At 37.0% G+C, this 13847-nt stretch carries 6 protein-coding genes; 3 read left to right on the plus strand and 3 right to left on the minus strand.

Annotated elements, in window-relative coordinates; genetic code table 11:
* Positions 1-82: 82 nt before the first annotated feature.
* The 3 genes from R2Q70_RS10080 to R2Q70_RS10090 form a co-directional block, all read right to left on the minus strand.
* On the minus strand, positions 83-1945 hold the full coding sequence (locus R2Q70_RS10080) for an ABC-F family ATP-binding cassette domain-containing protein (RefSeq protein ID WP_316807475.1): 1863 nt from the start codon (positions 1943-1945) through the stop codon (positions 83-85).
* A 556-nt stretch (positions 1946-2501) separates the two neighbouring features.
* On the minus strand, positions 2502-2939 hold the full coding sequence (gene ybeY, locus R2Q70_RS10085) for an rRNA maturation RNase YbeY (RefSeq protein WP_316807476.1): 438 nt from the start codon (positions 2937-2939) through the stop codon (positions 2502-2504).
* 241 nt (positions 2940-3180) lie between these two features.
* Complete coding sequence (locus R2Q70_RS10090; protein WP_316807477.1) at positions 3181-6498, minus strand: DUF4175 family protein; 3318 nt, start codon at positions 6496-6498, stop codon at positions 3181-3183.
* 465 nt (positions 6499-6963) lie between these two features.
* On the opposite strand from R2Q70_RS10090, the gene R2Q70_RS10095 reads away from it, so the two are divergent.
* From R2Q70_RS10095 to R2Q70_RS10105, 3 genes are read left to right on the plus strand one after another with little or no spacing between them, the layout of a single operon-like run.
* Positions 6964-8466 carry a glycerophosphodiester phosphodiesterase family protein gene (locus R2Q70_RS10095; protein WP_316807478.1) on the plus strand — a complete coding sequence of 501 codons (1503 nt, stop codon included), beginning with the start codon at positions 6964-6966 and terminating at the stop codon, positions 8464-8466.
* An 18-nt stretch (positions 8467-8484) separates the two neighbouring features.
* Positions 8485-10854: a phosphocholine-specific phospholipase C gene (locus R2Q70_RS10100; RefSeq protein WP_316807479.1), complete on the plus strand. Its 2370-nt coding sequence runs from the start codon at positions 8485-8487 to the stop codon at positions 10852-10854.
* 56 nt (positions 10855-10910) lie between these two features.
* Positions 10911-13826, plus strand: a complete 2916-nt coding sequence (locus R2Q70_RS10105) for a two-component regulator propeller domain-containing protein (RefSeq protein ID WP_316807480.1) — start codon at positions 10911-10913, stop codon at positions 13824-13826.
* The last annotated feature ends 21 nt before the right edge of the window (positions 13827-13847 follow it).

Genomic DNA, 13847 nt, shown 5'->3' on the forward strand with positions numbered 1-13847 from the left:
CTAATTCTAAGTTTCGTTGCTATCTCTTAAAACGTTTCACGTGAAACATAACGGCCAAACCTGAATGAAATTATAATGAAAATTACTCAGAAAGTTCTAACCAACGCATGGTATATTCATCCAGCATTACTTTTAATTTTTCAATTTCATTTGATACCTCTTGAATTTTTACATAATCGGAAGTATCAATTTTAAGTAAGCTTTCTGTTAATTCAGCTATTTTATTTTCAGTATCGGCCATCCCTTTTTCACTGTCATCAAGTTCCTTTTGTTCTTTGAAACTAAGTTTTTTTGCAGCTTTGACTGATACTTGTTCCATTGGAATATCAGCTACTTTTTTGGTCTCACTTTTTACCTTTGGCTGTTCCAAACTCAGGCGATATTCAGAATAGTTACCATTGTAAATTTTAACAACGCCTTCACCTTCCATGATAAAAAGCTGATCGCTCATTTTGTCTAAAAGATATCGATCATGGGAAACCAACATTAAAATACCTGGGAAATTTTCTAAAAATTCTTCAAGCACATTTAACGTATCAATATCTAAATCATTTGTCGGCTCATCTAATATCAGGAAGTTTGGATTCTGCATTAAAACCTTCATCAGGTTCAAACGTTTTTTTTCGCCTCCGCTTAATTTCTCTACCATGCCATGTTGTTTCTTTGGTGGGAAGAGAAAAAGTGTTAATAGAGCAGAAGCAGTAATTACTGAACCATCTGCCATTTTAATATATTCAGCGTCTGATTTTACAATATCAATTACACGCTCTTTAGGATCGAATGTTAAACCACCCTGTTTGTAATAACCAAAAACTGTAGTTTCTCCGGTATCAACATTTCCAGTATCAGGTGTTAGCTGACTTGTGATAATATTTAATAACGTCGATTTACCTGTACCATTCTTACCAGCTAAACCAATACGGTCGCCCTTTTTGAAAGTATAGCTAAAATCATTGATAATGGCACGTCCATCAAATGACTTTGCAATGTGATCAAGTTCAATAATCTTACCTCCCTGACGAGACATCTTCATTTGGAGGTTAATCGTCTGATTATCAGACTTTTTCTTCGTTTTTTCTTCTAATTCGTAAAATGCATTGATCCTGGCGTTAGATTTCGTCGCTCGAGCCTGTGGCATGCGTCTCATCCACTCCAATTCTTTCTTTAATAGCTGCTGATTCTTATGTTGAACAGTAGCGTCTAAAGCTTCTCTTTCAGATTTCTTTTCCAGGAAGTACGCATAATTTCCATTGTAATTGAAAATTTTGCCGCGGTCTAGTTCTACTATTGTGTTACAAACATTATCTAAAAAGTATCGATCATGCGTAACCAATAATATTGTCTTCTGCCCGGTGGTAAGTAACTTTTCAAGCCATTCAATGGTATCAATATCCAAATGGTTGGTGGGCTCATCCAACACTAAAATTTCCGGATCCTCAATTAGAAGCTTAGCCAAAGCCAAACGTTTCTTTTGCCCACCAGAAAGTGTAGATATTTTTTGTTGCAAATGAGTAATGCCCATTCTGTTTAAAATGGTTTTAATCTCATGCTCATATTCCCATGCATTATGCTCACTTAATTCCTCGTATAAACGATTGAGCGTTTTCTCATCCGGGTTAGGGTCTTCAATTAATTCTTCATATTCTTTAATTAACTGTTGTTGCTTATTCTCTAAAGAGAAAATATGATCGCTGATTGAAAAACCTTCGGTAAATTGAGGTTCCTGATCTAAGAAGCCAATTTTTACAGCCTTATTTTTAACAATTTTGCCTTCGAGCGGAGGGAATCTTTCTGCCAATAATTTCAAAAGTGTACTCTTACCAGCGCCATTAATTCCAACCAACGCCACACGCTGACCAGAGTTAATACCCAAAGTTAAATTCTTAAATAGCCATTCATCATGATAACCATGACCCAAGCCTTCTGCCGCAATTAGTGTGCTCAATTTTTTTGTATTTCGGATTTATAAAGGAAAATTAGTGCAAAAGTACGGATAAAATAATTGGTTGACTATATTGTAGTTGCAAAGCCGCCTTATGAAGATAAAAATGGCAGAATAGTGATTTTATTAATGTAGTAGCTTAGCAATCAAATCACAAATAAACAAAACAGCGGCTGGAATCGCTCCGCCGCTGCTTCAATCATTAACTAAAACTAAACTTTATCTTTACAAGGCGTACACTTGATATGTATACCTTTACATTATTATCTTTTGCTTTTTCTATATGACTACAATAAGCCATAAATGTTGCATAAGATATCGGTGGAATATACCAGCACAGATTAATAATCGACCAACCCGTTAAACTGTTAGACGAACAGGAAACTGATAGGTTAACGATTGCCTTTAAAATCAGAAATTAGTTTGTTTTATAATAGGATATTGCAGAGAAGATCTATGTCAGGTTGATTTACAATAATAGACCATTGCGAAGCACTAGCAGGTTTGAACAGAACGACACAACACTGCCTAAAGAATTATTTTTTCAGAAAGTGGGCAATTAAATCAAGCCTGATGCGCTTCTATAACTCAAATATTCATCTTCTTTTTGAGTCATTAAGGTTTTGGCTGCTTTGCCTTTATCCTTATAGCCCAGTAGGTGTAAAGTTCCGTGGATCATGATGCGGCAAACCTCATCAAAATCATTTGTTTTGAAAGTTTTTGCGTTTTCTTTAACACGCTCTATGCTAATGAAAATATCACTTACAATTTGCTTTTCTACATCAGAATTGTCAAAAGTGATGATATCGGTGTAAGTATCGTGATTTAGATACTGCTGATTAATGCCCAGCAAATATTCATCGCTGCAGAAAATGAAATTTAATTCCTGCAGCTCGAAACCTTCTTTTTCAATGGTTGCTTTAATCCACTTTTTAACCTTTAACTTTTGTGGAAGATTGTAACGAACAGATTCGGTAAAAAATGAAATTGCAGGCATTTTGATGTGTTTTAAAGGCGCAAATTTAAGAAATAAATTTGGTGTGATTGGTGGATAAAGCGGATCGTCATTGCGAGGGTTATTTCACGACCGCGGCAATCTTATCTTTAACGAATAGGATTGCTTCTCCCGACGAAGAATCTGAATCGCAATGACAATCATGTAAAAAAGGCAATTCTATCCTTACTGTAGAACAAATTATCCCTGAACAATGAAACTTCATTTCAAATAAAAAGCAAACCTACTTCACCATATTTAACGATTTTAAATATTCGGCAATTTTATTTTTATAGTAATAGTTTAAGCTTGGTGGCAATTTTTGCAACATATCATTACCATTTTGCTGCTGTTTTTTATAACCATCTAACATTTTCTGGTACGATGGTGGGAACACTTTTGCAGCTTTACTTTCACGTTTGGAATCTTCTTCCTGATCGCGTTCGGCTTTTTCTGCTTCTAACATTTTGGTTAACAGCTCTTTTTGGCGATTTAAGGTTTCCTGCTGTAAACGCTTATTAACCAAATCACTCTCGGTTTGCTTCATTTCCTTGATGGCCTCATTAAGATTACCCATTTTGCCGGAACCGTCTTTGTTTTCTTCGCGGTTTATTTTTTCCAACGCCTGGCGAATCATTTGCTGCTGTTGTGCCATCTTTCCAAACTCCTGGCTCATTTGCCCTTTACCCACAGTTCCCTGATTACCACCAGATTTTTGCATTTGCTCACGAGCCTTCTGCATACTTTTATTCAGCTGTTCCTGCATTTGCGAAAGCTGTTTCATCCCTTGTTTTTGCTTTTTACCGCTACCAGGTTTCGAATTTTTTTGCATGTTCTGCAACTGATTCAAAGCTTCACTCAGCATTAAACTTAAATTATTAATTGAAGTCATGGTAAACTGCTGATAACGGTTGGCTTCTGGTGTTCTCCTTTCGCCAAGGCTTTCTAAACTTTTATCAAGGTTGAAATTTATTTTATTCATTTCCTCGTTAACGGTAGATTCTATTTGAGGAACGCGTTTACTCAAAGCGTATAAACTATCAGCAATGGTTTTTAAGTTATCTTTAATACCTCTTTGCTTCTGAACGTTGTTTACATATGAAGGATCGGCGGAGGTCATTTTCTTCAAGGTCAGCATTACTTTTTCCTGTTCAAAAGAAGTATTTAGCAGGTTTTCTAAAAGTTTACGTAACTCTTTGGCATTCAGGTTGTTCTCCATTTCTTCGCCTTGTTGCTGCATTTCAGTCATCTTTTTCGAAAGTTTTTCCATCTGCTCGCCAGCTTTTTGCTGTTTCTGACTGGCACCTTTCGAATCTTTTTTATCTAATGCATCTTTACTATCTTGTTGTTCTTTCTGGATATCCTGCACATCTTTTTCCGGGTTTTCAAATGGATTAGGTTTTTCCAAAGCCTGGTTTTTCTCTTCCAGCTTCTTTAAATCATCCTTTAAATCCTTCATTTCCTTATTCAAGTCATCCTGCTTTTGTTTAAGCGATTCGTTATCCTGTTTTTTACCAGCGGTTTCCTTGCTAAGCTCTTTTTGCTCCTTCGCCAATTCATTTAAACGGTCGATATCATTTTGTAAATTCTGCTCAAATTCGAGCTGTTTGTAAAGCTCTAAAATTCTATCGAGCTCATTTTTGAGGGTTTTATTATCCAATTGCATTTTGGAAAGCTCGTTTTGCGTTTGGTCTTTATTTTTCTCATTCATCAGGTTTTGCAATTTCTGCAAAAGCTCCTTGGTTTTGTCATCCAGCACATTGTCAAACAAATCTTTAATCTGCTTTTGTTTTTCTAAAAGCTCCTCTGTCTGTTTTTGATCTTCCTGCTGCTGAATATTTTTATCGTTTTGCGCCTGAATCTCTTTTACTGCCTCATCCAATTGCTTTTGTTTATCCAGCAAAGCCTCAATCTGTTTTTTATCCTCGAAAGAAATCTGTTTCTTATCAATCAGGCTTTCCGCAACTTTTTTACTTTCCTTTTCAATGGTATTGGCTAAACGTATGGCCGATTGCACTTTTTGCTTCAGCGCCTGGCTGTTAGCACTTACCTGTTCTGCAGTTTCTTTTTTAGTAGGCTGTTTAAATATTTTTATCTCAGAACGGGTAATTTTAGAACCATTAACACCATCATTATCAGCTACTTCAAAATAATATTCAATTTCTTGTCCTGGCTTGGCCGTCGCTGTTTTTAAATCCCAGAAATAGAAAAATGTATTTTCTGTTGCATTGGCTTTAATGCTAATGTTCCGGCTTACCGTATTGATGATTTTATTGTTCTCCTTGATATTATACTTAAAAGTTAATCTGCTGAAACCATAATCATCTGAAACCTGTCCGCTAAAATATAGTGCTTTGTTACTTATAGAATCAGTTTTTTCCTCAACCTGAATACTAGGGGACTGATCTTTAATTACCGAAATCTGGTGCGACAGCGAATCGCTAAGTGTTACAAAATCATTTTTAGGCGTAATACTGTATTTAGATTGATTGCGAATTGTTGCGTTAAAGGCAGCTTCATTATCTTCAATTTTTAAGATATTTTCCTTTCCATTTAAATTAAACAGCAGCACATTACTTTGGCCGGTTTTAAAATTCCAGGTCACCCGTGTGCCCTCGGGTAAAAGAATATCGCCAACATTGGCAATTACTTCTGGTTTTTTGCCCAGGTAAGATGGATAATTTAAAGTTGCGGTGGCACTCAGTAATTCCGGTCGAGGTTTAACGCTAACCGTAAAAGCCGCTGAATTAAATCCGCCACCTTTAAAAATCAGTTTTTTATCACTTTGAATATTTTTAATGTTATAATGAAAGCGGCTGATGTTTTCTTTTTCCAGTTTATAGGTGTTTTTTCCATCTTCTACATAAACTTCAGCAGGTAATTCATCGCCAGCTAATTTCAGGTTAATGGTTAAATCATCGCCCTGCGTAACCGTTAAATTTTTATTTAGCAGGGTAAAACTAAACGGCGCTTTAGGGGCAATGTATTCATCATATTTTAAAAAGCTAGATGTTCCCTCACGCAAAATGGCAGGAGCAATAACGGCAATGAGCAGGATGATTGAAAGCGGAATAAACAGATATTTTAAATATTTACGATTATCATTGATCCGGACCGCGGTGTAAAACGGAACGGGCTTCAGTTCCATAATCTTTTGGTCAATACTGGCCAGAATCAGGCGGTTATTTTCCGGCAGATTTTCAGAAAGCTGATGCAGTTGCAGTGTGTTTAAAAGCTTATCCTTAATATCGGTAAAATGGTTGCCAATAATTACTGAAGCCTCATCGAAAGACAAATGTTTGCCCAGTTTCAGCATCGAAAGCAATGGTTTAATGATTAGGAAACCAATTAAAAATAAACCCAGCAACAAATAAGCGAAGAAGATGAAGGTTTTAAACCCGGCTGTTGGATTCAGATAATACAAGCTTAAAAATACAAGCAAATATAGCGCAAGCAGTATTGCAGCGGCATAAATGGCGCCCCGCAAAATCTTATTTAAATAAAATTTACGGATAAACTCATCTATCTTCCTCAACAAATCGTTGTAATTATTGCTCACCATATCAACGTAAATGTAAAAATTGTTCTCAGCAATTTAAAGAAACCTCCTTAAGGTAACGTGTTTATTTCAAATAGTTTATTCAAAAGCGAAAATTATGATTTGGAAAACAATGTTTGGTATTCCATGGCGGTTTTCTGTCCCGCTTTTTGCTACAACAAAAGCAGAAAAAGCTTTTGGTTTTCGCTACAATCGGGTTTATTAAACAAAGATTGGCGCTTTTTGGCCAAAGCTAAAAAATGGTCGATATAAAACTGGCAGCTAAATCAGCATTTATTGAATATACATTGCTTTCAAACTTATTGCCGCGTTGGCTTCAGCCAACGGCATCTTTTATAGCTTCAGCTAATAGCGCTATATTAATTTAAAAATCTCTAACTTGTTATTATTAATACAAAGGTTACATAAATTTTAAGCGAGTATTCTCCTAAAAATCTACTTTTGACTTTTTGTATAATCATACCAAATATGAAACAAGCACTTATTTTAACCTGTATGGTATTCATTTTTACCAGCTCATTTGCCCAAAAATTTAACTGGAACAAAAACCAGGTCATTGCCCATCGCGGTGCATGGAAAAAAAATAAATTTCCCGAAAATTCAATCGCATCACTAAATGAAGCAGTGCGTTTAGGTTGCTATGGCTCTGAATTCGATGTTTGGATGACGGCAGACAAAGTTTTAGTGGTAAACCACGATGCAGAATTCCAGGGTTTAACAATTGAGAAAGTTAAGTACGAAGAATTGCTTGCCAAAACCATGAGTAACGGTGAAAAAATACCAACGTTAGAAGCCTATTTAACAGCGGGTAAAAAGCAAAAAACAACCAAACTCATCTTAGAAATAAAACCATCACTAATTAGCAAAGAACGCGGTATCGAACTTACCAATGCCTGTATCGATATGGTTAAAAAGGTTGGTGTTTTAGACTGGACGGAATACATCAGCTTCGATTATGATTATTGCAAACGTATTTTAGAGGTTTTACCGAAAGCTAAAGTTGCTTATTTACGGGGTGAAATCAGCGCAGCGCAATTAAAAGCCGATAAATTAACGGGTGTAGATTACCATTACAGCGTTTACCAAAAGGATGGTTGGATTGAAAATGCACACCAGCTAGGTTTAACAGTTAATGCCTGGACGGTGAACACCGCTCCGGAAATGCAGTGGCTATTGGCTCATAACGTAGATTTCATCACCACCAACGAACCAGAACTTACTTTCGAAGAAATAAAGAAAACGCCTGTTAAAAGTGGATGGAAATTAAAATGGGCTGATGAATTTGATGATAAAGGTTTGCCACTGAGCAAAAACTGGGGTTATGATGTTGGTGGAAAAGGCTGGGGCAATAATGAATTGCAGTATTACACCGAAGCAGATACTACAAATGCTAAAATTGTAAAGGGAAATTTAAATATCACAGCGGTTAAAGCAAACAAGGAAAATAGTAAATACACTTCAGCCCGCTTGGTAACAAAGAACAAATTCGATTTTAAGTACGGCAGGGTAGAAGTGAGGGCCATGTTGCCAAAAGGTAGGGGATTGTGGCCGGCAATTTGGGCACTTCCAACCGATTGGAAATACGGAGATTGGCCTAAAAGCGGCGAAATTGATATTATGGAACATGTAGGTTACGAACCTGATAGTGTTTACGGAACTGTTCATACTGAAAAATTTAATCACGTATTGAAAACACAGGTGGGTAAAGGTGTTAAAATCAATCCTTACAATGCTTACCATATTTATGCTGTGGAGTGGTTTAAGGATCGGATTGATTTCTTTATGGATGATCAAAAATACCTGACTTTTAAAAATACCGGCAAAGGAGCCGCCGACTGGCCTTTCGATCAAAACTTTCATGTCATTTTAAACCTGGCAGTTGGTGGCAATTGGGGTGGAAAAAATGGAGTTGACGATGCTATCTTTCCTGCAACGATGAAGGTAGATTATGTCAGGGTTTTTCAAAAGTAATACTCATTAAAGCTTAACATGGATTCACGCAGAGAATTTCTGAGAAAAGCAGCTTTGTTTACAGGCGCTACAAGCCTGGCCAATACTTTACCGGCTTCTGTTTTAAAAGCAATGGCAATTGATGCCGAACCCGGAACTACTTTTTACGATGCCGAACATATTGTATTCCTAATGCAGGAAAACCGATCGTTTGACCACATGTTTGGTAAAATGAAAGGTGTTCGTGGCTTTAATGATCCTCATCCTCACATTCAACCCGACGGAAATAAAGTTTGGTTGCAAAAAGATGGGCAGGGATATACTTATGCGCCATTTCATGTTGATATCAACAAAACCAAAATTACCTGGCAGGGTGGTTTGCCGCACTCTTGGAATGATCAGGTTGCAGCCAGAAATGGAGGCAAATATGATAAATGGCTTCCCGCCAAAGCACCAATGACCTTATCTTATTACGATCGGAATGATATGCCTTTTTATTACGCTTTAGCAGATGCATTTACCATTTGCGACCAACATTTCTGCTCTTCGTTAACCGGCACCACACCAAATCGGTTATTCTTTTTTACCGGAACGGTGAGGGGTGAAAAAAGCCTGAATAAAGTTGCTGTAGTGAATAATGATCAGGCAGAATCTCAAAATAATGTTTTTGTAGATTGGCCGACTTTTCAGGAAACACTGGAAGACAATGGCGTTGATTGGCGTATTTATCAGAACGAACTGTGGACCTCAAAACTTCCTGAAGGCGAAATTGATGACTGGTTAGGGAACTATGGCGATAATCCTGTTGAATATGTAACCAGGCATAATGTTAAGCTCTCCGCTTATTTTAGAAAAAACGGCGACAATACAGTAAAACCTCCTTTAACTCCGGCCGAAGTTCAGGCGAAATACGATCAGTTATCCCAACGGGAAAAAAACCTTATTGATAAAGCTTTTCAAACCAATATCAGCGAAAAGGATTATTTAGCATTAGCGCCATTTACGTTTACAAATGATGAAGGAAAGTCTGAAACCATTAATATTCCAAAGGGCGATATCTTTCATCAGTTCCGAAAGGATGTAGATGCAGGTAAACTTCCCACAGTTTCCTGGTTGGTGGCACCACAAAAGTTTTCCGATCATACCAGCTCGCCATTGTACGGAACCTGGTATGTGAGCGAGGCCTTGGATATTTTAACCAAGAACCCGGAAGTTTGGAAAAAAACAATTTTCGTATTAACCTACGATGAAAACGATGGTTATTTCGATCATCAACCACCATTTGTGGTGCCAAATCCTGAAGATCCTTCAAGTGGAAAAGTTTCGTCAGGAATAAATTATACTACGGATTTTGAAGCCAGAAAGGGTAGTCCGATTGGTTTAGGTTACCGGGTTCCAATGGTTATCGCATCACCATGGAGTAAAGGAGGTTTTGTCAATTCCCAGGTTTTCGACCACACTTCTTCGCTCATGTTTATGGAAAAATGGTTAAGTAAGAAGACTGGAAAAACAATTAAGAGCAATAACATCAGCGACTGGCGAAGAAATTTTTGCGGCGATTTGACTTCCGCCTTCCGACCATACAACGGCGAAGAGATAAAATCTCCAGCGTTTTTAAAACGCGAAACCGTTGTAACCAACATCGGAAATGCAAGAAACAAACCTGCTCAGGTAAATCCAACTGCCTTAAATAAAACAGAAGTAGCAAAAATCAATAAACTCGAGGCTTTCTCAGCAGAAACATCAGTGCATGCACCAAAGCAGGAGAAAGGAACAAAACCTGCCTGCGCCTTGCCTTATCAACTCGAGGTAGATGCTGTTGTTATCGGTAATGAGATTGAACTTTCTTTCACTTCTGTTAAAACGCTTTTTGGAAATGAAACTGAAACCGTTGGCGCACCTTTTACCATGAATACCATTGCCAGTTTTAAAGGTGTTAAAGGCAAAGTTTGGGCTTATGGCGTTAAAGCGGGTGAAACTTTAATTGATAAGGTTAATATTGAAGATTTCGATGATGATATTTACGATTTTCGGATTACGGGGCCAAATGGTTTTTACAGGCACTTTGCAGGAAGCAAAAAAAATCACATCAATATAAAGGCAAAGGCTGAGCAAAGTGGATTGGTTACCAAAAAGTTAACCGGAAATCTGATTTTTTCAATAGCGAATAAAAGCTCTTCGCCCGTAAATATTCAAATTGTAGATAACAAGTTTAATGCATCTGTTCAACGTTTGAGCCTCAAACCAAAACAGCTAACCAACGTTGTGGTAAAACTCTCTAAAAATGCAAATTGGTATGATTTCAGCATCACAGAAACTGAAAATTCGATTTTCAAACACCGCTACGCAGGTAAGATAGAAACCGGCCAAATAACCACCAGCGACCCCTACATGGGTGGCGAGCGATAAATATCCCCCTATCCGGGGGATGGTTTTTGAAAAGAATTATGCTTATTTTGTTTAATATGGCCAATAATTCGTCAGTTTTTAAGGTAACATCCATCATCGCATTGTTGCTGCTTTTTGGCACAAAGCTGTTTGCGCAGAGCTACAATTTTACCAACTATAATTTGAAAGATGGTTTACCGCAATCGCAGGTGATGGCTATTTATCAGGCAAAAGACAGAACACTTTGGCTGGGAACTTTTGGAGGAGTAAGCAATTTTGACGGCAAGAACTTCACTTCATACAGCAAGGCAGAGGGGCTGAATTCCAATTCGATAAATAGTATTGTAGAAAGTGATGAAGGGCAAATGTTTTTTGGTACAGAGGCTGGTATTAATACCCTCAATAAAGGCAAAATAGCCACCTTATATACCGGCGGAAGCGTTTCACATTTAAATAAGGATAAAAAAGGTATTGTTTGGGGTTTAACAAAAGGAAAGCTTTTTACGATTGAAAAAGGAAAGTTAATTTTCCATTCTATTGCCAATAAATCTATAACCGCCTTAAATAAAAGCGGGGATGCGGAACTATACGCATCAGTTTATGAGGATGGAATTTATAAATTAGATGGGCGGAAATGGACCTTATTTCAGCGTCTTCCAGAGGAGATAAAACACTACCCCTTAAAAAAAGTCCTATTTGATAAAGCGGTAAAAAACAAGATTTATTTATTAACCTATCGCAACAATGTTTTTGTGTTGGAAAAAGGAAAGGTTAAACCTTTTTTTGAAGGCGCCCAAACTGAAAGCTATTATTCCATTGAACAGGATGGTCGTGGAAATATCTGGATTGGCTCGGATAAAGGGGCATTTATGGTTAATAAAAATGGTTCAATCATTAAATTTAACGAAGAAAACGGGCTGAGTGATAATCAGGTAGATGCCATTTTCAATGACGCTGAAAATAACATTTGGGTTTCGTGTTTCAGCGATGGAATTTTCAAATATGAAGGTGACGCCTATATCCGCTATCATAAATACAAGGGCCAGGACCTTACGTATCCCATCAGTGGATTAGCGGCTGATAACTTGGATCACCTGTGGATCGGTACCTTTAACAAGGGCGTTTTCAAATACAATGGAAACGACGTTGAAAACATCAGTCATCCTGCATTTAAGGATAAAAAAATATTCTTTGTTTATGCAGACAAAGCCAAAAATATATGGATTTCGGTTTCGGCAAATGGCGTTTGGAAATACAATGGCAAAACTTTCCAGCAAATTTTAAAACCCGAAAGACTAGATAATAGCTCAATTGTAGAAGATGAAGCAGGTGGTATTTGGATTAACGGACCTGCAACAGCAACCTATTTAAAAGATGGTAAAACGGAGAAAGTAACTGGTTTTGATGGCTATTCCTCTTGTGTGTACCCGCTTAGTAAAGATAGCGTGTTGCTTGGTACATCTACCGGTGTTAGTTTAATCAAAAACAAGAAGGTTGATAAAAGTTTCAAAGTCAGCATGTTGACAGGCACATTTGTACTAGGCATAGTAAAACATGGTGATTATTTGCTTTTTGCAACGCTAGGTGATGGCTTGGTATCCTGGAACTTAAAAAATAAAGCAGTTAAACGATATGCAGTAACCGATGGACTAAATTCGAACGATATTTATAGCATAGCCATCGATAATAAAAACAATTTGTGGGTGGGTACCGGCAGAGGAATAAACAAATTAAAATTTAATCCAAAAAGTAAACAATACGAGGTTTTTAAAGATCAGCCTCTAATTGTTGAGTGTAATCAAAATGCCATTATCAACTATAAAAACAATATCCTAGTTGGAACAATAACAGGCTTAATTCAGTGCAAAACATCACCGTCCAGCAAAAACAAACAAAGTCCTTTTATTCACATTCAGGAGGTAACTGTTTTTGACAGGAACGATAGAACGAAAGATGTCAGTGTAGATTTGAACAAAAACAGAGATCAGTTCCATAAGCTGGATTATAGCCAAAACCATCTTTCCATTTCTTTTAAAGGTGTTTTTCTGACTAATCCATCAGATGTTTTGTATCGCTACAAACTCGTTGGGGTAGATAATGAGTTCAGCAAGCCTGTTCCCAATACGGAAATTGAATATTCAACCATCAGGCCAGGGCGTTACACTTTTCAGGTGTACGCAATAGCAAATGGAGAAAAATCAAATATTGAACAGTTTAGTTTTACCATTATTCCGCCTTTTTATGATACCATCTGGTTTAAGGCTACTGCTATCTTAATTATTATCTTTTTGATTTGGCTCATATTTTATTTCATTTTCAAAACACGGGAAAGAAAAAAACACCAGTTGGAAAGGATTAAAATTAAAGAGCAGGAAAAAATACGCAAGCAAACTGCCGAAGATTTCCATGATGACATAGGCAATAAGCTAACCCGAATTAATGTACTGTCTGAAATGCTGGATAAAAAGGTTAATGCTGATGAAAAGGAACAGAAAGAACTGGTGAGGTTGATTAAAGAAAATGCAGGCTTGCTTTACACGGGTACAAAAGATATCCTTTGGGCACTCGATCCACAAAGCGACAATCTTTTCGAAATTTTAATCCACATTAAAAATTTCGGGATTGATTTATTTCAAAACACTGGCATCGATTTTCAGATGGAGGGCATATTGCCAAAATATCGGAAACTACAGTTATCCATGGAATTTAATAGAAACCTTACGCTGATTTTTAAAGAGACGTTAAACAACATTTTAAAGCATGCGAACGCAAAAAAAGTAGTCGTTATGGTCATGGCCTCAGAAAATCAAACCATTACAATTCTAACAAGTGATGACGGCGATGGATTTGATTTGGGGGCAGTACAAATAGGTAGGGGTTTAAATAATATTAAAACCCGCTGTAAAAGAATTAAATCTACATTCCAAATCTCTTCAAGTAGAGGAAAAGGAACCACCTCTACAATTTCTACCAAAATCCCTGTCACAAATTAGGTTTTATAGCGTCTTAGAATA

It is taken from the genome of Pedobacter agri (assembly GCF_032678665.1).
Classification (GTDB): Bacteria; Bacteroidota; Bacteroidia; order Sphingobacteriales; family Sphingobacteriaceae; genus Pedobacter; species Pedobacter agri_A.

Bases quoted from the DNA above. Each gene is read 5' to 3' on its own strand.
- ybeY (WP_316807476.1), bottom strand. From the start codon at position 2,939: ATGCCTGCAATTTCATTTTTTACCGAATCTGTTCGTTACAATCTTCCA.
- R2Q70_RS10095 (WP_316807478.1), top strand. From the start codon at position 6,964: ATGAAACAAGCACTTATTTTAACCTGTATGGTATTCATTTTTACCAGC.
- R2Q70_RS10090 (WP_316807477.1), bottom strand. From the start codon at position 6,498: ATGGTGAGCAATAATTACAACGATTTGTTGAGGAAGATAGATGAGTTT.
- R2Q70_RS10100 (WP_316807479.1), top strand. From the start codon at position 8,485: ATGGATTCACGCAGAGAATTTCTGAGAAAAGCAGCTTTGTTTACAGGC.
- R2Q70_RS10105 (WP_316807480.1), top strand. From the start codon at position 10,911: ATGGCCAATAATTCGTCAGTTTTTAAGGTAACATCCATCATCGCATTG.